This is a genomic window from Flavobacterium sp., from assembly GCF_041392005.1.
Classification (GTDB): Bacteria; Bacteroidota; Bacteroidia; order Flavobacteriales; family Flavobacteriaceae; genus Flavobacterium.
Map to the genome: position 1 here is coordinate 218,403 of NZ_JAWKMX010000001.1, position 20,007 is coordinate 238,409.

Annotated in this window: 15 protein-coding genes, 1 tRNA gene and 1 pseudogene; 2 read left to right on the forward strand and 15 right to left on the reverse strand. The window is 33.6% G+C overall.

Features of this window, described 5'->3' with window-relative positions:
* Positions 1-12 precede the first annotated feature (12 nt).
* From R2808_RS01015 to porU, 7 genes and pseudogenes are all read right to left on the reverse strand, one after another.
* The gene (locus R2808_RS01015; protein WP_371269072.1) at positions 13-699 is read right to left on the reverse strand and encodes an SDR family NAD(P)-dependent oxidoreductase; all 687 of its coding nucleotides are present in this window, start codon (positions 697-699) and stop codon (positions 13-15) included.
* Positions 689-1,642, reverse strand: a complete 954-nt coding sequence (locus tag R2808_RS01020; RefSeq protein WP_371269073.1) for a M20/M25/M40 family metallo-hydrolase — start codon at positions 1,640-1,642, stop codon at positions 689-691. Before R2808_RS01020 ends, R2808_RS01015 begins: the two co-directional genes overlap by 11 nt.
* 125 nt (positions 1,643-1,767) lie before the next feature.
* Positions 1,768-3,381 (reverse strand): 2-oxo acid dehydrogenase subunit E2, encoded by a 1,614-nt coding sequence (locus R2808_RS01025; protein ID WP_371269074.1) that lies wholly within the window; start codon positions 3,379-3,381, stop codon positions 1,768-1,770.
* Positions 3,382-3,386: 5 nt separating this feature from the next.
* Positions 3,387-4,384 (reverse strand): annotated as a pseudogene (gene pdhA, locus R2808_RS01030) (pyruvate dehydrogenase (acetyl-transferring) E1 component subunit alpha).
* 149 nt (positions 4,385-4,533) lie between these two features.
* Positions 4,534-5,016, reverse strand: coding sequence for a cytidine deaminase (gene cdd, locus R2808_RS01035; RefSeq protein WP_371269075.1), 483 nt, complete (start codon positions 5,014-5,016; stop codon positions 4,534-4,536).
* Between the two features lie 64 nt (positions 5,017-5,080).
* Complete coding sequence (porV, locus tag R2808_RS01040; RefSeq protein ID WP_371269076.1) at positions 5,081-6,250, reverse strand: type IX secretion system outer membrane channel protein PorV; 1,170 nt, start codon at positions 6,248-6,250, stop codon at positions 5,081-5,083.
* 36 nt (positions 6,251-6,286) lie between these two features.
* The gene (gene porU, locus R2808_RS01045; protein ID WP_371269077.1) at positions 6,287-10,165 is read right to left on the reverse strand and encodes a type IX secretion system sortase PorU; all 3,879 of its coding nucleotides are present in this window, start codon (positions 10,163-10,165) and stop codon (positions 6,287-6,289) included.
* Positions 10,166-10,365: 200 nt separating this feature from the next.
* Between porU and gldJ the strand changes: the two genes are divergently transcribed.
* Entirely contained in the window at positions 10,366-12,096 is a 1,731-nt protein-coding gene (gene gldJ, locus R2808_RS01050) for a gliding motility lipoprotein GldJ (RefSeq protein ID WP_371269078.1), read from the forward strand.
* 62 nt (positions 12,097-12,158) lie between these two features.
* Positions 12,159-13,436, forward strand: coding sequence for a UDP-N-acetylmuramoyl-tripeptide--D-alanyl-D-alanine ligase (gene murF / locus R2808_RS01055; protein ID WP_371269079.1), 1,278 nt, complete (start codon positions 12,159-12,161; stop codon positions 13,434-13,436).
* Between the two features lie 167 nt (positions 13,437-13,603).
* Here the strand turns inward: murF and R2808_RS01060 are convergent, their stop codons facing one another.
* The 8 genes from R2808_RS01060 to nhaD form a co-directional block, all read right to left on the reverse strand.
* Positions 13,604-13,867 carry a GIY-YIG nuclease family protein gene (locus tag R2808_RS01060; RefSeq protein WP_371269081.1) on the reverse strand — a complete coding sequence of 88 codons (264 nt, stop codon included), beginning with the start codon at positions 13,865-13,867 and terminating at the stop codon, positions 13,604-13,606.
* 115 nt (positions 13,868-13,982) lie between these two features.
* Positions 13,983-14,057, reverse strand: a tRNA-Val gene (locus tag R2808_RS01065).
* A gap of 81 nt (positions 14,058-14,138) precedes the next feature.
* A complete protein-coding gene (locus R2808_RS01070; protein ID WP_371269165.1) occupies positions 14,139-15,353 on the reverse strand; it encodes a folylpolyglutamate synthase/dihydrofolate synthase family protein in 1,215 nt (404 codons plus the stop codon).
* Positions 15,354-15,570: 217 nt separating this feature from the next.
* A complete protein-coding gene (locus R2808_RS01075; RefSeq protein ID WP_371269082.1) occupies positions 15,571-16,455 on the reverse strand; it encodes a hypothetical protein in 885 nt (294 codons plus the stop codon).
* Between the two features lie 47 nt (positions 16,456-16,502).
* Positions 16,503-17,303, reverse strand: coding sequence for an energy transducer TonB (locus tag R2808_RS01080; RefSeq protein WP_371269084.1), 801 nt, complete (start codon positions 17,301-17,303; stop codon positions 16,503-16,505).
* Between the two features lie 177 nt (positions 17,304-17,480).
* Positions 17,481-17,882, reverse strand: a complete 402-nt coding sequence (locus R2808_RS01085) for an ExbD/TolR family protein (protein WP_371269085.1) — start codon at positions 17,880-17,882, stop codon at positions 17,481-17,483.
* The gene (locus R2808_RS01090) at positions 17,882-18,586 is read right to left on the reverse strand and encodes a MotA/TolQ/ExbB proton channel family protein (RefSeq protein WP_371269086.1); all 705 of its coding nucleotides are present in this window, start codon (positions 18,584-18,586) and stop codon (positions 17,882-17,884) included. The genes R2808_RS01085 and R2808_RS01090 overlap by 1 nt, the downstream gene beginning before the upstream one ends.
* A 50-nt stretch (positions 18,587-18,636) precedes the next feature.
* Positions 18,637-20,004, reverse strand: coding sequence for a sodium:proton antiporter NhaD (nhaD, locus tag R2808_RS01095; protein ID WP_371269088.1), 1,368 nt, complete (start codon positions 20,002-20,004; stop codon positions 18,637-18,639).
* Positions 20,005-20,007 lie beyond the last annotated feature (3 nt).

The window sequence follows — 20,007 nt, forward strand, 5'->3', positions numbered from 1 at the left end:
CTCATAATAAAACTACGGAGTAGTTGAACTTACTTGTAAAACTTTTCCATTATAATATTTATTTCCATTTAAACTGAAATCGAAAATATAATTTGCCATTTCTTTTGCAGAAAGTGGTGCTTGGTAACCTGGGAAAGCTTCTTGTAGCATTTCGGTATTAACAGCACCTAAAGCTAAAACATTAAAAGCAATTTCTTTTTCTTTAAATTCTTCTGCTAATAATTCAGATAATGTAATCACAGCGCCTTTGCTTGATGAATACGCAGCCAATCCTGGAAATTTCATACTGCCTTGAATTCCACCCATTGAACTAATTGTTACCACATGACTTCCTTTTTTCATATAAGGAATACAAAGTTGGGTTAACGTGGCTACCGCAAAAACATTTACTTTATAAACATGTTCAAAATCATTAATAGATAATTGTTCAAATGGTTTATTTATCAATAATCCTGCATTGTTAACCAATACATCAACTTTTCCTTGCCAAGATTTTTGAATAAAATGATTTACTTGTCGTAGTTCATCTGCTTTTGAAATATCTATGGGTAAACAAGTAATGTTTTTATTTTCAATTAATTCTTTCTTAGAATTTCTTGAAATTGCCAAAACCTGATGCCCCTCGCTTGCAAATTGAAGTGCTAATTCTAAACCAATTCCACGTGATGTTCCGGTGATGATTACTTTTTTACTTTTCATTGATTTTTATTTCTTTTTGAGGTGCATTTATCATTTTTTCTAACACTGGATTAATAGAATTGATCACATTAGCCATATGCGGAAGATTCATCAATTCAAATTCGTCATCGGGCTGATGATAATAATTGAAGTTTTCAAAATCGAAAGAAGAAACCGTTTGAGCTGGCACATTACATTCTGTAAAAAACGGATAATTATCTGATGCTCTAAACAATTGATATTGTGTTTGCATAGGGATATATCCTACTAATTTTGTTTTGGCATAATTGTTAATTGTTGTTGCCATATTGGTTTTTCCAAATCCAGTTAAATACAACAACATATCATCTCGTTGCATAGGCACACCAATCATTTCAAAATTAAACATGAAATAAATATCCATATTTTCATTTTTTAATCGTTGTGCTAAATGTTTTGAACCCAATAATCCTTTTTCTTCAGCAGTAAAAAACACAAACAAAAGGCTTCTCTTATTGCTTTTTGCTTTCGAAAAATACTTCATCACTTCAGTAACAGCTGTTGTTCCAGATGCATTATCATTTGCTCCATTTGCAATTGAATCGCCATTTACTTCATTAATAATACCTATATGATCGTAATGTGCACCAATAATTACGAATTCATTTTTTAGCTTAGCATCATTACCTTCTAAATAACCAACAATATTGTATGCTGTTTTATTAAAATTTGATATTGTATCGCGATAGGAATTAAAATAAGGTTTTACACCGTTACTTTGCATCATATTCATTAAATACGTTCCCGCTTTAGCTATACCACTACTTCCAGTATCTCTTCCCATTAATTCGTCTGATGTTAAGTAAGATAAAGTTGATCCTACACTTTCTGGTGTCGCTTTGTAACTCGCTTTTGTTTCAGTTTTCTCAACTGTTTTACACGAAAATACTAAGAGTACGATAAATAACAGTAATAGCTTTTTCATATTTTTGATTTTTGTAAAAATAAAAAAATCCCAACAATTGTTGGGATTCAATTTTAAATATATTTTTTGAAATTTTGAAAATCGAAGATTCAACGAAGTTAAATTAGTTCAAAATGACAAATGTTTTATGCTAACATAGTAACAGGATTTTCCATAAACGCTTTAAACGTTTGAAGGAATTGAGCACCAGTTGCGCCATCAACCGTACGGTGATCGCAAGCTAACGTAACCGTCATCGTGTTTCCAACCACAATTTGTCCATTTTTAACAACAGGTTTTTCAATAATTGTACCTACTGATAAAATAGCTGAGTTTGGTTGATTAATAATAGATGTAAACGATTGGATTCCAAACATTCCTAAATTTGAAATAGTAAATGTACTGCCTTCCATTTCGGCTGGTTGAATTTTTTTGGCTTTAGCTCTTCCCGCCATATCTTTTACCGAAGCACCTATTTGAGTCAAGCTCATTTGATCAGTAAATTTTAATACTGGCACTACTAATCCGTCTTCCACAGCAACAGCTACACCAATATTAACATGATGATTTAATACCATTGCATCGTCTCGCCATTGTGAGTTAACTTGAGGATGTTTTTTTAATGCCATAGCCGATGCCTTAATAACCATATCATTAAATGATACTTTAGTATCAGGTAGCGAATTAATCATACCTCGAGATGCCATTGCATTATCCATATCTAACTCAATAGTTAAATAATAATGTGGTGCTGTAAATTTAGATTCCGCTAAACGACGCGCAATAGTTTTACGCATTTGCGAATTTTTAATTTCCTCTTGATACACCTCTCCTGCTGGAACAAATGGTTTAACAGCGCTAACTGCTTGGGATGCTGCAGCAACTGCTTGAGCAGGAGTTGCAACTGAAGATGCCGTAAAGTTTTCTACATCACTTTTTACAATTCTTCCGTTTTCGCCAGTTCCTTTTACTTGCGCTAAGTTTATACCTTTTTCTTCTGCAATTTTTTTAGCTAATGGCGAAGCAAATATTCTTCCTCCAGTAGTTGTATTTTGTACAGTTGTAGTCGCTGTTTCTGCTTTTACTTCCGTTTTAACTTCTTCTTTTTTAGGTTCGTTAGTTGTACCTCCAACTTTAAAATTAGCAACCACACCCGAAACATCTGTTCCAGCTGGTCCTAAAATAGCCAAAATGGTATCAACTGGAGCAGAATCACCTTCAGCTACACCTATATATAAAAGTGTACCTGCATTGAATGATTCGAATTCCATAGTTGCTTTATCCGTTTCAATTTCAGCAAGAATATCGCCTTCTTTAACTGCATCACCAACTTTTTTCAACCATGTTGCTACGGTACCAGTAGTCATCGTATCGCTTAAACGTGGCATCGTAACCACTTTTACTCCTTCAGGCATTTTAAAATCTGAAGTAGCAGCTGGCTTCTCTTCTTTAACTTCTGTATTTTCTTCTTTTGATGCTGCAGGAGCATTTCCTCCTTTTAATAATTCAGAAATATCTTCTCCTTCATTTCCAATAATAGCTAAAAGCGAATCTACAGGCGCTGTTTGTCCTTCGGCAATACCAATATGTAATAATGTTCCCGCATTAAATGATTCGAACTCCATGGTAGCCTTATCGGTTTCAATTTCAGCTAAAATATCTCCTTCTTTTACTTTATCTCCTACTTTTTTAAGCCATGTTGCCACGGTACCTTCTGTCATGGTATCGCTTAAACGAGGCATTGTAATAACTGTTGCCATAATGCTTATAATTTATGAGGTAAAAATGGATAATTTTCTTGTTCGTACACAACATCATACATCACATTCATATCTGGATATGGCGACTCTTCGGCAAATTTTTCGCACTCTGCTACTAAGTCAGCAACTCTTTGATCCATTACTTCAATTTCTGCTTCTGTTGCGTAGTTATTTTCTTTAATAATATCTAACACCTGTGTAATCGGGTCAATTTTTTTGTATTCTTCTACCTCTTCTTTCGTTCTATAATGTTGTGCATCACTCATTGAATGACCACGGTAACGGTATGTTTTCATTTCTAAGAAAGTAGGACCATCGCCACGACGTGCTCTATCGATAGCTTCGTGCATTGCTTCGGCTACTTTTATAGGATTCATTCCATCAACAGGACCACAAGGCATTTCGTAACCTAAACCAAGTTCCAAATATCAGTATGATTCGCGGTTCTTTCTACTGAAGTTCCCATTGCATACCCATTGTTTTCAACAATAAACACAACTGGTAATTTCCAGTTCATCGCCATATTAAAAGCTTCGTGTAATGAACCTTGACGAGCAGCACCATCACCAAAATAGGTTAACGTAACACCACCTGTATTAAAATATTTATCAGCGAAAGCAATACCAGCTCCTAGAGGAATTTGACCCCCGACTATTCCGTGACCGCCATAAAATCCTTTTTCTTTAGAAAAAATGTGCATTGATCCACCTAAACCCTGCGATGTTCCAGTTGCTTTACCTAATAATTCAGCCATAACACGACGCGGATCTACTCCCATTCCAATAGGCTGAACGTGATTACGGTAAGCCGTTATCATTTTATCTTTAGACAAGTCCATTGCATGTAAAGCACCCGCTAAAACAGCTTCTTGACCATTGTATAAGTGAAGAAAACCTCTTACTTTTTGTTGAATATATAATGCAGCTAATTTGTCTTCAAATTTTCTCCAAAAAAGCATTTCTTCATACCACTTTAGGTAAACTTCTTTTGTTATTGGCTTCATGTATTTTGTTTGTTAAATTGAATTTATCCGAAAAAATCGAAAAAATTTATAATTAGCAAAAATACTATTTCAAAAATGATTGTAAAAATTAATTTTAATGATTTTTATAGTTTTTACTAATAAATGTTAACTTTTTTTAAACGAAAACGTTATAGGTAATTTTTGTCGAATAATAATGGTAATAAATTTTTTAACGAATCGGATTTAAAGACTTCGCCTTTTGCGCCCATAAAATAAATTTCAATTGGCGTTTCTTGTTTAATTTCGTATTCTGCAATTGACTGTCTGCAAGCTCCACAAGGAGGAATTGGCTTTTCTAAATCTTTGTCTTCTGGCGATGCAGAAATGAAGATTTTTTGAACCTTAGCCTCTGGATAGTTAGCACCTGCATAAAAAATAGCAACGCGTTCTGCACAAAGACCCGATGGATAAGCCGCATTTTCTTGATTGGTTCCTAAAACTATTTTGCCATTGTTTAGCAAAAGTGCAACACCAACCTTAAATTTTGAATACGGTGCGTAAGCTTGCTGCCTTACGCTAATTGCTTGTTGCATTATTGATTTGTCTTCAGGAGTTAATTCCTCTACCGAATTAAAAACCGTAAAATTTGTTACTACTGAAAGTTGTTTCATATTTAAGGAAAAAAAATCCAAACTCTTAACTGAATTTGGATTATAAATTTACTATTTTATTTTTTTATAACTCATCATATTCATCGCCAAAATTAAATGTAAGCGAAAAACGCAATGTGTTTTCTAATGGGTTTTTTACTTTTGATGCCGAGAACAAATACGATACATCAATTTTAACAATATTATATTTGAAACCTGCTCCTAAAGTAAAGTATTTTCTTGCACCTTTCATTTCGCTTTCATGAAAATACCCTGTTCGTAATGAAAACGAATCTTGATAAGCATACTCGGCGCCTAATGCCCATGTAAATTCTTTAAATTCTTCGCCAAAACCATCGGGTGCATCGCCAAATGATTTGAACATTCCACTAACCCAACTTGTTTTTCTGTATTCGTTATATAATATAGAAGAATCTGTATTATCAATATCGCCGTCGCCATCTGCATCTTCAATTTTAGGAGGTGTTGGCACTAATAATTTAGTAACTTCGCCTGTAACAGCCACTTTATTGTATTCGTCTAAAATAAAATCGAAACCAGCACCTAAACGTAAATTTGTTGGTAAAAAATTATCGTTTAACTCATCGAAATCGTACGAAATTTTTGGTCCCATATTTTGAAAATTAAAACCTGCTCTAAAACGACCGTTAAAATCGTTAAATGCGATTTCTTCGGATTGATAATAACCCGCTACATCTACTGCAAATGTTGTGGCTGCTGTTGCATCGTTATTTGCATCTGGCACTTTTAAATTAGAACGAATAAAACGCCCTGCTACTGCCATAGAATAGCGTTCGCTTAGTTTTAACGCATATGAACCATCGATAGCAAATTCATTTGGACTTACTGTTCTTGGGATTTCATTGGGATCGCCTGTTTGACGAAGCTCTATATCGCCTAACCCAAAATAGCGCAAAGAACCTGCAAAAGCACTACGTTCGTTAATTCTGTTATAATACGTTACTTGTCCTAGCGAAATATCGTTTGCTATATCGGCCAAATAAGGTGTATAGCTTAATGAGAAACCTTGTTTACGCAATGAAAAAGCGTATTTTGCTGGATTGTATTGTTGTGAATACGCATCGGCTGAAGTGGCAACACCCATATCTGCCATACCTGCAGAACGGGCATCGGCAGCAATTAAAAGAAAAGGCACGCCTGTTGTAATAACTCTTTCTTGTGCTTTACTTACAACAGAAAACACTATTAACGCTAGAAAAACTATTCTTTTCATTATATAATTTATTAGATTGACAAATATACTATTTTATTACAGTATTACAAGTTTCTCGTATTTTTCTACACGACTACCTGTAGTACTTGACTTAACCGTTAATTTATATACATATACACCTTTTCCTATTTTATCGCCGAAATCGTCGCGACCATTCCAAGTTATTTCTCTACATAAAAAACCATCGGTAACCACCTGTTGGTTAATTGTTTTTACTACCTTTCCTGTAATGGTAAGAATTTGAACTTGAACATCTAAAGGTTCAAAAGGCATGTTGTGTGTAAACCAAAACTCGGTATAACTTACAAAAGGATTGGGGTAATTTAACACTCTTTGAATTTGCAAACCATCGGCCGCACAAACGGCATTAAACTGTAATTCTAAGGTTACTGGATTATTGTAAACATCCCATGCTTTAACTAAAACGGTGTGCATACCTGCTTCTAAGTTTCGAAAAGGAAATTTTACGATTCCTTGTGTAAAATCGTCTAATTCTGTTTCGTAATAATCGTTTAAAATGTAGGGATTTGTTTCATCTCCATCTAATATTGCAACAATATCGTGCCCTATACCACTAGCAGTATTTATACCATGCTCATCTTGTAGTTTTACTATTAAAATAGGCGAACAATTGGTAATATCGCCCGAAACAAAGCTTTCGTCATTCATATACAATTGCATCGTAGGAGCTGTTGTATCGGCAGTAGCATTCTCATTTACCCCTCCTACTTGAATACTCAAATCGTAACCTGTTTGATCTTGTAAAATACTATTAGTACGTTTCGCATAAAAACTAATTTTTCCATTGCCTACTGGAATTCTAATATCTTGCGGCACTATAAAGCTAAACTCGAACTTTCCATTTGTTACCGTTGCATTTCCTCTTACTATGGTTTCGCCTAACGTAACAAAATCCATTGTAATAAGCTGTCCCGAACTGTTTGTTGTACCATCATTACCAAGTGTCGTTCTGTTTATATTTTTATCGAATATTTGAATGGCAACATCGCCATTGTAATCGGAAAGTAAGTTTCCGCTTTCAGTATGAACCTCTCCTTCTACCTTCATTAAATCTAAAGCACGAAAAATAGGGAGTGCTCCACCTACAGAAACATCGTTTACTTTTGTAAGCACGACTTTAGGTTTTGGTATAGCTAGTTGTAGTGCTGGGTCGCCAATATAGGATACCACACGTCTGTTAGATGAATTTACTTGCAGCTTTGTTAATCGAACCGCTTCGGCTATTGTAGGGTAATTGTATCCGTCGAAAGTGTATAATTCTTCGGTTAAAATATTGTTCATACTTAAACCTGTACTAACACTTATAAGTCGGGTTGTAGCAACTAAACTAATTGCTCCTCCGTTTGCATTCCAATACATGTATTCGCCACCTGTTAATCTATTTGGATCATCGAAACGAGTAAAATCGCACGTTATGGTAATAAATAGTGGAAAACGATTTGGGTTTATTAATTGTTGCGCCTCTAATTTTTCGAATAAGCGTTCGCCTGCCAAAAACTCTTCGTTTCCGTGTCCGAAATAATTTATTACTAAAGCTCCTAATTCTATTGCATTTAAAAAATCTTCTTTAGCTTTTGGATATCGTTCGCCGCCTGACGCTACCTCTTGCACATAAGCATCGGTGTGTATTTTTTTTACATTTACAAATGGTTTTGCTGCTGTTAAATCGTCTGCTATACCGTTTAAGTGCGATTGTAATGTTGCATCTATAGCCGTGTCGGCATCATCAGAATAAATAACAAAAGAATTTCGCCATCGTCCATACGATTTAGCATCGTAATATTCTATTACTTTAGCAACCATTTCATTAGCTTGTTGCAGATTATTGATGAGCATTCTTCCTGTTGCAATATCAATTCCATCTAATGTATTGGTCATTGGTCCTTCATTATCGTCCATTAATCCATAAAAATCATCAGACATATTAGTTACATACAACGACATATTAGAAACGTTATTGGTTTCTGAAGCATTAGGATTGAACGAGTGAAAAATAGGCACATAATTAGAATTATTATAAATTCTATCTTTATAATCGTAAGAAGCATCGCCAAAAAGGTTTACATATTTAACTCTTTTATTAGTTGATGAAGCATTTTGATACACATACTTTATAAAATTTCTAATAGCTGCAATATCTTGTTTACCTGAGCTAAATTCTTGATAAATTTCGTTAAGCTTTACAACTTTTGTTACTAAGCCCGATGTGTTTATGTGAAAATTAGCAAGGTTTTGAGCTGCATTGTAAAATTCGGTTGGCGTAATAATTAAATAATCGATATCTTGAAAATTACCTTGATTATTTAAAAATATAGTGCCTTTTAAATTTTGATTAGCTACTTGCGAATTGGCTTCTTTTAGTGGTTCTAGAAAACCATCGGTAACGGCTACATATTTTCGCGTTGTACCTAAATTTGCTTTAAACGAAAAAGTGGTATTGCCAGAATTTGTAAACTTCGTAATGTTATACAAATCGGTAACATCCCAAACCTGCTTAATGCCCGATGCGTTAGCAATTACAAATTCGCCTACACCTATATTACTAGCTTGATTATTATTATAAAACAAAAACTGATTTCCTGTACCTTGCAAATTGCATAACGCATCAACCATTATAAAATCTAAATAGCCATTAGCCGATGGAACACCACCGTTATCGTATGTTATTGCAAAGTTTAAATTTTGATTAGCAGCAGAAATTGTGGTGTTTAGTGCCGATTCTCTAGCCGAATATTCGGCAGTTTGTGGTATGCCTCCAAGTGTTACATTACCAATATTTTGTCCGTTTACATTTACATCAAATGAGGATTGATTTGGACTAGCTGCTGCAAAATTTATTTTAACCGCAACAGGCTGCGTAGTGTCTAAATTTGGAATTGAAAGCTCAAAATTTTGACTATTGGTTACATTAAATTGTTCGCCAAACCATCGTCTGCCTACTTTTGCCACGTTAACCAAATCTTGTTCGTACACCACTTTTGTATTGTACTTTTGAAACGTTTCTACAACAGTGCCCGATGGCTGTGTGTTTTCTAAAATTCGTTTTCCATAAGCACCTTGTGCTGTAACATAATAATACGATTTGTCGTCGTACAAATTAACCGATGTTAAACTTTCTGTATTCCAAGTATCGGTTCCTTCTGCATAGAACAAAATATAATCTGAATCGTTAAAAACACCGTCTTCTTCGCCAATAAATTGCACTGCATTTTCTTCTAAATCTGTTGGGTAAAAAGTACTATTTAATAATGGTAGCATTCTACCACCGTTTCCAAAAATTTTAATGGTTCTTGGATCAACATTTGTATCAAGCCCTAAACTTTGTAAAAAACCTTTGGTTATTTTGTAAACTCCAGATTTATTAATATAAAACCGATACCAATTTCCGCTTGCCAAAACCGAGTTTTGAATGTTTGTTGCGTTTTGAAGCGACTTTGAAGATGTTTGTTTATTATTTGTAAAACTAAATTGTATCGATTTTACCCTTTTAAAACTATTTCCTTCTTTAATTATTGGATTAAACGATAGCATCGTATAAAACTCATCTCTAGCGGTTACCGTTTCAATTTTTGCGTTAATTTTATTAGGCAATGCCGTTTTATTTAAATCGTACAATTCATTTTCCGAAATTGACTCTAAAACAACATTTTCAACAGTTAATGTTTCATTATTTACTTTGCCTTGTGTTTTAAAAACATCGTTATAACGAATAGTTTTAGTTTCTAAATCTAAAACAACCTCGTTATTTTTAAATGATGGATATTTAAATACTGTCTCATCTAAAAACACGTGTTGCTTAAAACCGTCCCACTCTAAAATTATTTTTTTAGATTCTTGAGAAAGTAATAAACCATAAAAACCTAAACAAAAGATTACAAAAAAATACTTTTTCATTATGTATTAAAACGCAATTTTAATTTTAATATTACAAATAGAAAAAAATATTTTATGAAATACTAATTCAAATACAATAAAATTAACCTACTAACGTTATATAAAGGTTGACAATAAAAATATTTTTTTAAATTCGTAAAAATTTGTTGCATTTTAAATGAGAATTCTTATCTTGCGACACTAAATTTATTACCTACTATATGAAAATTAAGAACTTAATGAATTGGAAATTATTAGTTGCTTTATCTGCTGTTTTTGTATTGGCAAGTTGTAGCAAAGGTTCTTCATCTAAAGGTGCTTCTAGAGCTACTGGATGGAAAATAAATGATAAAAACGGTGGGTTTCAATACAACTCAAAGTACAAAAAGCAAGAAACGCCTCCAGGAATGGTTCCTGTAGAAGGTGGTACTTTTACAATGGGTAAAGTTGCCGACGACCCTATGCACGACTGGAACAATACGCCTACACAGCAACATGTTCAGTCTTTTTATATGGATGAAACCGAAGTAACAAACCTAATGTACACAGAGTACTTGTTTTGGTTAAAAACTATTTTTCCTCCTACAGATGAAAATTATAAAAATATATATACAGGTGCTATTCCTGATACCTTAGTTTGGCGAAACCGTTTAGGTTATAACGAAACTATGACCAACAATTATTTAAGACACCCTGCATACGCAGAATATCCAGTTGTTGGAGTAACTTGGGTTCAAGCAACTGAATTTGCTAAATGGAGAACAGACCGTGTAAACGAAAATATTTTAGAGAAAAATGGCTACTTAAAAAAAGATGCTAAGACAAACTTTGATGAAGATGTTACTGCCAGTTCTACTTTTAGCACAGAAGCTTATTTAATTTCTCCAAACCAAACATTAGGTGGAAATCAAGACGTTGTATTGCGAAAAGGGCAAAATGGAAGAAGCAAACAAGCTGCTGATGACGATAAAAACGTTTACGCAACTAGAAGTACAGGTATAATATTACCAGAATATCGATTACCAACCGAAGCAGAATGGGAATATGCCGCACTTGCATTAGTTGGAAACAGAGAGTACAACTTATATAAAGGGCAGAAAAAATACCCTTGGAGTGGTCAATACACACGTTCTGGAAAAAGAAAATACAGAGGCGACCAATTGGCTAACTTTAAACAAGGAAAAGGAGATTACGGCGGAGTTGCAGGCTGGTCTGATGACGCTGCTGATATTACTCAAAAAGTAAAATTTTATCCACCAAACGACTTTGGTTTGTATGATATGGCGGGTAACGTTGCCGAATGGGTAGCCGACGTATATCGTCCAATGGTAGATGATGAAGTAAACGATTTTAACTATTTTAGAGGAAACGTTTACATGAAAAATAAAATTGGTGATGACGGTACTACTGAAATTGTTACTACAGAAGATATTAAATACGATACTTTAAGCAACGGTAGAATAATGGCACGAAATCTTCCTGGTCAAGTTGCTCAAGTTCCTGTAGATGAAAACGAAACGTATTTAAGAACTCAATTCTCTAAATCTGATAACAGAAACTACAGAGATGGTGATAGATCTTCTACTCGTTATTTCCGTTTTGGAGAAGATGAAGAATCTGGAAATGAAGGTGGCGAACAATATTCTATGTACGATGCACCTAAGCATAAAATTGGAATGGAACAAGAGTTAGACTCATTAGGAAATCCAATTGGCGATGAACAATTAATTAAACAATACGATAAATCTAACAAGCGTACATCATTAATAGATGACAATGTTAGAGTATATAAGGGTGGTTCTTGGAGAGATAGAGCTTATTGGTTAGATCCTGCACAAAGAAGATATTTCCCTCAAGATATGGCAACAGACTACATTGGTTTCCGTTGTGCAATGTCTAAAGTTGGGCCTAAATCTAGTAGAAAAAGCCCTAGAGGAAATCCTAAAAAATAATTTCTTACAAATTATATACAAAAGCCCATTTAAAAAATGGGCTTTTTTTATACCTTCGCTATATGGAAATTAACGAACTACACCAACTTTTTTTACAATCGTCTGGCATTACTACAGATACTAGAACTATTAAAGAAAATTCAATTTTTTTTGCACTAAAAGGTGAAAATTTTGATGCTAATGAATTTGCACATGAAGCCATTGCAAAAGGTGCTTCATTAGCTATAATTGACAATCCAAAATATAAAATAAACGGTAAAACAATAACCGTAAAAAATTGTTTAGAAACTTTACAAAAGTTAGCACAATTTCATAGAAACTATTTAAACATTAAAATAATTGGGCTTACAGGCAGTAATGGTAAAACCACTACTAAAGAATTATTTAATGTGGTGCTTTCTCAAAAGTATAATACATTGGCAACTATTGGAAACCTTAACAATCATATAGGCGTTCCTTTAACCTTACTTCGTTTTACTGAAACTACCGAAATTGGCATCGTAGAAATGGGAGCTAACCATCAAAAAGAAATAGAATTTTTATGTGAAATTGCACAACCCGATATAGGCTACATTACTAACTTTGGAAAAGCACATTTAGAAGGTTTTGGCGGCGTGGCAGGAATAATAAAAGGAAAAAGTGAACTCTATAACTATTTGCGTGAAAACAACAAAACAGCACTGGTTAATTTAGACGACACCATTCAGGAAGAAAAAACGAAGCATATTAGCCGATTTACTTTTTCTACACAACCTAATGCTGATATTTATATTAACGCCGCTTGCGCTGAACCCATGGTTAAAGTTTCGTTTAACGAAACAATAATTCAATCTAACTTAATTGGGTTGTACAATGCTAGTAATATTAATGCCGCTATAGCACTTGGAAAATATTTCAATATTGATGACTACAAAATAAAAAAAGCAATTGAAAATTATATTCCTACGAACAATCGTTCGCAGTTAATTGAAAACAATAATAATAAAATCATACTTGATGCCTACAATGCCAATCCGAGCAGTATGGATGCGGCATTGCTAAACTTTTTTCAGCTTAAACACGAGTCAAAAATTGCTATTTTAGGCGATATGTTTGAACTTGGAGAAGAAAGCCAAGCAGAACATCAAAAAATTATAGAATTGTGCAACACGCAACCTACTATTACTTTCTATTTAATTGGCAGTCATTTTTACAGCGAAAAGTGCGCTAGTAATTTTATTCATTTTTTTACTTCAACAGAAAGTTTTATTTCATTCTATAAAACACTAAACCCTAAAAACAGTTTAATTTTAATAAAAGGCTCGCGAGGAATGAAACTAGAAAAAATTTTAGACAACTAAAAAATAAAGTATTTAAAGTAACCTCCAATTTTCTCAAATAAAGTAATCTTGCTAAATCTAAAAACAAAAAAAACGCACAAGGAAACTTGGCGTTTTTTATAATTCTGTATCTGTGGGCGATGAGGGATTCGAATACCGACGATAAATGTCGGTATCGAGACATTCGTTTACGAATCGTCTCGACCCCCGTTATATTTTTCTATAAAACTTCTAATTCTAATCTTGTTCAAATTTTTTAATTTTTTCTCTAATGCCATTGCTTCGCTTCGTGTATTTTTGGTTATTACACAAACTAATTCCCAAGGCAAATAAGGTTTTGTAGCTTTTTCATATCCAGAATTATGACGGTTTAATCGATTTTGAATAGCATTTGTTTGCCCAATGTAATACTTATCGAAACCTAGAGAATGCAAAATATAAACATAATACATAAAAAATAAAGTATTTAAAGCAACCTCTAATTTTCTTAAATAAAGTAATCTCGCTAAATCTAAAAACAAAAAAAACGCACAAGGAAACTTGGCGTTTTTTATAATTCTGTATCTGTGGGCGATGAGGGATTCGAACCCCCGACCCCCTCGGTGTAAACGAGGTGCTCTGAACCAACTGAGCTAATCGCCCCAATATGTGTGCTTTCATTACCTGATTGCGGGTGCAAATATAAGAGAGATTTTTATTATTCCAAACATTTTTTTGAAAAAATTAAACTACTTCGGCAACTACAAAATTACTTCCACCAATATAAATAACATCTTTTTTGGTTGCAATTTCTTTCGCCTTTTTATAAGCTCTTGATACCGTGGAATATGCACTTCCAGATAATGAAAACATAGCTGCTTTTTTTTGTAACTCTTTTTCATTTAAAGCTCTAGGGTTTTTAGGTTTGCAAAAATAATAATTTGCTTCTTTGGGCAAAATAGCCAAAATTTCATCAATATCTTTATCATTAACCACACCTAAAACAATATGTAAATTGTCGTGTGGCAAACCTATTAACTGTTCCATCACAATTTTAAGTCCGTGTGCATTATGAGCCGTATCGCAAATAGTAAGCGGTTCTTCATTTAAAATATGCCATCTTCCAAGCAATCCTGTATTAGCAACAACATTTTTAAATCCACGAGTTATGGCGTCTTTTGGCAAGCTAAAATGTGTTTGCAATAAAGAAACTGCAGTTAAAACAGTGGCTTTATTCGCTTTTTGGTAATTACCCCGTAAATCGGTGGCATAATTTGGAAAAGTATGTTCTTGTGCAAAATAAATTTCGGCATGCTTTTCTTGAGCAACTTCTTCAAATACATTTTTTGTTTCTGTAGTATATTCGCCAATAACCACTGGAACATGATTTTTTATAATACCTGCTTTTTCTAAAGCAATTTTTTGTAGCGTATTTCCTAAAATTTGCTGATGATCAAAACCTATATTTGTAATTATAGAAAGTACTGGCTCTATTACATTTGTAGCGTCTAATCGGCCACCTAACCCAACTTCAATTATAGCAATATCGACGTGTTTTTTTGCAAAATATGAAAAAGCCAATCCTGTAGTCATTTCAAAAAAACTGAGCGCATTTTCCTCAAAAAAATCTTTGTTTTCGGTAACAAAATCAACCACAAATTGTCTTTCAATTTTCTTTCCGTTTATCTTAATGCGTTCTCTATAATCTTTTAAATGCGGCGAAGTAAACAACCCCACTTTATAACCTGCCTCTTGAAAAATAGACGCCAGCATGCTCGATGTAGAACCTTTACCATTTGTACCTGCAACATGTATTGTTTTAAAGTATTTTTGCGGATTTTTTAAATGATTAACTAAAGCAAAGGTGTTCGATAAATCGGCTTTATAAGCTATTTTACCTTGGTTTTGGTACATTGGCAATTGGTTAAACAACCAATTTGTAGTTGCTTCGTAATTCATTTGTAGCGAAACTTTAGTTGTACTTGGTTTTGTATTTCCCGCCATTCGTGCTACACGGTAGCTTACTACTGTCGGGGCTATTAAGGCTTGGGGCTTGTTGTAGTTGCGTAAATTTAGTACAAAAGATAACAAGTACAAAACTCCTTATAGAATTTTCAGAGAAAATTCAAAACACACACCAAGCGTAGCAATTGATAAAAACTATTGTTATAGCCAGTTATTCTTCCATTCGTTTTCTTTTCTGAGTGTTGTCAACTAATTTTTTATCAATTACTATTAACATTAAACTTTCCAAAGTGTAGCGACGATAGAATTTCATAAAGGCCATAAAAAAAATATATGAAGCTAAACTTATTAAAACCATTGCAAAAATAATGTATTTACTTTTGTCAAAAAACTCTTTGAAAGTTATAGTAAGTTCTGCTTTTATGTAGATTCTGTATATCAATAACCAAAACATAAAAACAGAAATTAGACAAAGCGACCTTAAAAAACCATATAAAGCAACATAATTTGTTAATCTCGATTGATGATTTTTAGAATTTTCATAAACATAATGCGAAAAGATTCTATGAAAATCATATTCTCGTAATGTCTTTGTAATTGGAGTTCCTAATTGATTTAATAGAATTATCCCTTTTGTTTTTACTGTTTCAATGATATAATTATCTGCTTTTTTTGTATAAAATGTTTTAAAGCTTAATACTTCGCCAAATAAATAGTCAAATACACTAACTGGAAAAATTAATAAAAGAAGTAATATTTTCCAGAATATTATTTTTTTCTTTCCAATCCAAAACTTATGGTTTGGCTTTAAATTCATTAAATATTTTGAAGGATAATTATACTTCCAATTAGAATATCTCTCAATTGTAATTGATGATAAAAAATTTATCAAATGTCCAACAGCATAACTTATAATCACAAAGAACAAGAAGCTATCTAATTGAAAAGATTTATCATTACTTAACGTAGATAAAATTGTATTTAGATTTGTAAAATCTGTTATTGTAACTAACAATACAATTATGTAAATAACTAATGCGCCAGGAATAAAATATCCTAAAAAGTCATAAATTGAAAAAGGATTTTGCTTTATCATGAGTTAAAATATAATTGGCTACAACTAAACCTATAAGCAGCTTTTTTTTATTTTTCTCCTAGCGAAAAATTAACTTCAATCCACCCTATTTGTGTTTCTGGTGCATTGGCATCAGACTTCCATTTATAATTTTTTGCGGTTTTATATGCGGCTTCTAATACACACGGTTTAGTATTGGTTGTTCCTTTTACATATTGTGTTTTTACAACGTTGCCGCTTCTGTCAACAGTAATTTGTACAATAACTTTACCCGATTCGTTACCGCATTGCTGAACAATTTCGCCTTTCTTTGCTAAATTTCTACCTTTTAGCCCGTAGCCTGTACCAGAACCATTGCCGCTACCGCTGCCGTAAAAACTAGTGGCATACCGATCGCCATTGGGGTCGCCTTTATCGCCAGGAATACCATCGTTACCGTGACCGCCCGTAACTTTTCCATCAGATTCTTTTCCGTTAATAAAAGCGTCTAGCGCATTTGTTGTAGTGCTAGATGGTGTTGGTTTAGTTTCTTTTGGTTTGGTCGTTTCTTTGGGTTTATCTTTTGGTTTTGTGTTTTCTTTAGGTGTAACGGTTACAGGCGAATCATCGTCTTGGGTAAGGGTATTGTCGTTATCTTGTGACGTTTCGGGCTGGCTGGGTGTGGGTTGTGGTGCGGTTTTTAGAGGTTCTGTGGGTTGTATTTCGCCTTGCCCTACGTTGCTTGTTCCAAAATTAATGGCTATTCCGTTTTCGGGTGGCGGATCCATGTAGGTTAATCCGAAAATAGAAAACAAGAGAAATAGTATTACAAAAATAGCAGTTGTAATGGTGAATGATTTTTTTTCTTCGGGTGTTTTTAGATATTTCATCTGTACAAAATATTTTAAATTAAGGAAGATGGAATACCTATTTTGAACATTTTTGGTAGATTTTCAATTTTGTTAAGGCATTTTGTCTTCTGTTTTTTAGCCCTGATTGAGCCATTGTTGAAGCTTTTTTGCACAAGCAAAAAGCGACTGGCGAAAGCAGGAAATAGCTTCTAAAAATTATTTTGGATTAACCGCTGCTACCATTTTTATTTTATTGCGGTTAGCAATATCCATAACATATATTACGTCTTTATACGGCACTTCTTCTTCGGCACGAAGTACAATGGCTCGGTTTCCTTCTTGTTCTGTGGGTAGTATCTCTAAAAGTTTTGACTCGAGTTCTTCTTTTGCAATTTGGTTTTTATCGATATAAAACTGCAAATCTTTTGTAATATTAACGGATACGTTTTTGTTGCTATCGGTTTTTCCTTTCCCTTTTGGCAGTACTAAATCTAAAGCATTTGTAGTTACCATAGTAGAGGTTAGCATAAAAAATATTAGCAACAAAAATACAATGTCGGTCATAGACGACATATTAAACTCGGTAGAAACTTTATTTTTGTTTTTTCCTATTTTCATTATACGGGCTCGTTTAACAAATCTAAAAATTCAACGGCGTTAGCTTCCATTTGGTTAACTACTTTGTTGGTTTTTACAACTAAATGATTGTAACCAATGTAAGCCACAATACCTACAATTAAACCTACAACTGTTGTTGTCATGGCGGTATAAATACCTTCGGCAAGCATACCTACTTCTATTTGACCGCCGCCGCTTGCCATTTTATGAAAGGCTAAAATCATACCAATTACTGTTCCTAGAAACCCAATCATAGGACCAGCACCTGATATAGTTGCTAGCATACTAGTGTTTTTTTCTAGTTTATATAATTCTAAATTACCTGCATTTTCTATGGCTGTATTAATATCTTCAAGCGGGCGGCCTATGCGTGAAATTCCTTTTTCAATTAATCGGGCAACAGGCGAATTTGTTTGAGCACATAGCATTTTAGCAGCGTCTATTTTTCCAGAGGAAATATTTAGTTTTATATTATTCATAAAACTAGCATCTGTTTTACTGGCTTTGTTTATGGCTAATAATCGTTCAAAATAGAGAAAAATAGCAAAAAACAACATAATAAACAGCACTAGAATAATAATTTGACCGCCAATGCCACCGTTGGTTAACAAGTCCCAAACGGAAAGTGTTTTTTCTACAGGTTGATCATCGGTTATTGCTTCACTTGCTAAAGCTAAACTATCGGCTTGAAGAAATATACTCATACTTTATATTTTTTATATTAACGTAAATTGTTTAAAAAAATTATGATTCATTAAGATGTTGCATTTAAAAGAAAATCGCGCAATATAATAAATGTGGCTGCACCTGCTAAGAAACCAATTAATGCTAACCAACCAATTTTTTTAAGATACCACATAAAATCTATTTTTTCCATACCCATTGCTACTACACCTGCTGCAGAGCCAATTACCAACATGCTTCCTCCTGTTCCTGCTGCATAGGCAATAAAATGCCAAGCCGGTTCGTCCATACCTATTTGAAACATTCCTATACTTGCTGCTACTAGCGGTACATTATCGATAACCGCAGAGCCTGCACCAAGTAAAAGAACCACTAAATCTGAAATTTTAGTAGAATGGTGTTCGGTTCCTAAATACGGTACGGTTTGTTCTAATGTTCCTGCAAAATCGAACAACATTCCTAGTGATTCTAAAGCGGCAACTGCCATTAAAATACCTAAGAAAAACAATATACTAGGCATTTCAATTTTAGATAACGATTTATGCACAGGACTATGATGAACTGCTGCGCCTTCGCCACCTGTAGCATTTCCTAAGCTAAATTTTGTGTTGCTTAAATACTCTGCAACAGCTGCTACAACAGCTAACGACAGCATCATTCCCATATACGGTGGTAAGTGTGTAAGTGTTTTAAATACAGGCACAAAAAGAATTGCTCCTAGACCTAGATAAAACATTAACGATCCGTATTTTGATTTTGGTTTTTCATCATCTGAAAGCTCTACAACAATATCACCTTTAAACAATTTCATTCGAGAAGCAATAAAAACAGGAACTGCAAAACACGCTATAGATGGTAATAATACATGCTCTATTAATTGCGAAGCCGAAACTTTATTTGCTATCCACAACATGGTAGTAGTTACATCGCCAATTGGCGACCACGCACCTCCAGCATTAGCGGCAATAACAATTAACCCTGCAAACCATAAACGCATTTCTCTTCTAACCACTATTTTCTGTAGAATAGTAATTAATACAATTGTTGCCGTTAAATTGTCGATAATTGCAGAAAGAACAAAGGCTAAAAAAGTAAAAATCCATAATAAGCGTTTTCTACTTTTTGTTTTTATATAGCTCTTAATTGTAGAAAAACCATCAAAATAATCGATAATTTCTACAATGGTCATAGCACCCATTAAAAAAACAAGAATTTCGGCTGTTTTTCCTAAATGATGTAACAATACACCTTCTAAATGATGGGGTTCTTTCCCTATTCCATCAACTATTTCATACACTTGCATATGGTCAAGTGCTATTAATGCCCAAAGAATGGCCATCATTCCTAGAGCAGGAATTAATTTATCTATTTTAAATGTGTGTTCTAAAGCAATACCTATATAACCTAGTACAAAGACTATGATTAAAATTGTTTCCATTCT

Coding starts and splice junctions, on each gene's coding strand:
- R2808_RS01015 (WP_371269072.1), bottom strand. CDS start 699: ATGAAAAGTAAAAAAGTAATCATCACCGGAACATCACGTGGAATTGGT.
- R2808_RS01020 (WP_371269073.1), bottom strand. CDS start 1,642: ATGAAAAAGCTATTACTGTTATTTATCGTACTCTTAGTATTTTCGTGT.
- R2808_RS01025 (WP_371269074.1), bottom strand. CDS start 3,381: ATGGCAACAGTTATTACAATGCCTCGTTTAAGCGATACCATGACAGAA.
- cdd (WP_371269075.1), bottom strand. CDS start 5,016: ATGAAACAACTTTCAGTAGTAACAAATTTTACGGTTTTTAATTCGGTA.
- porV (WP_371269076.1), bottom strand. CDS start 6,250: ATGAAAAGAATAGTTTTTCTAGCGTTAATAGTGTTTTCTGTTGTAAGT.
- porU (WP_371269077.1), bottom strand. CDS start 10,165: ATGAAAAAGTATTTTTTTGTAATCTTTTGTTTAGGTTTTTATGGTTTA.
- gldJ (WP_371269078.1), top strand. CDS start 10,366: ATGAAAATTAAGAACTTAATGAATTGGAAATTATTAGTTGCTTTATCT.
- murF (WP_371269079.1), top strand. CDS start 12,159: ATGGAAATTAACGAACTACACCAACTTTTTTTACAATCGTCTGGCATT.
- R2808_RS01060 (WP_371269081.1), bottom strand. CDS start 13,867: ATGTATTATGTTTATATTTTGCATTCTCTAGGTTTCGATAAGTATTAC.
- R2808_RS01070 (WP_371269165.1), bottom strand. CDS start 15,353: ATGAATTACGAAGCAACTACAAATTGGTTGTTTAACCAATTGCCAATG.
- R2808_RS01075 (WP_371269082.1), bottom strand. CDS start 16,455: ATGATAAAGCAAAATCCTTTTTCAATTTATGACTTTTTAGGATATTTT.
- R2808_RS01080 (WP_371269084.1), bottom strand. CDS start 17,303: ATGAAATATCTAAAAACACCCGAAGAAAAAAAATCATTCACCATTACA.
- R2808_RS01085 (WP_371269085.1), bottom strand. CDS start 17,882: ATGAAAATAGGAAAAAACAAAAATAAAGTTTCTACCGAGTTTAATATG.
- R2808_RS01090 (WP_371269086.1), bottom strand. CDS start 18,586: ATGAGTATATTTCTTCAAGCCGATAGTTTAGCTTTAGCAAGTGAAGCA.
- nhaD (WP_371269088.1), bottom strand. CDS start 20,004: ATGGAAACAATTTTAATCATAGTCTTTGTACTAGGTTATATAGGTATT.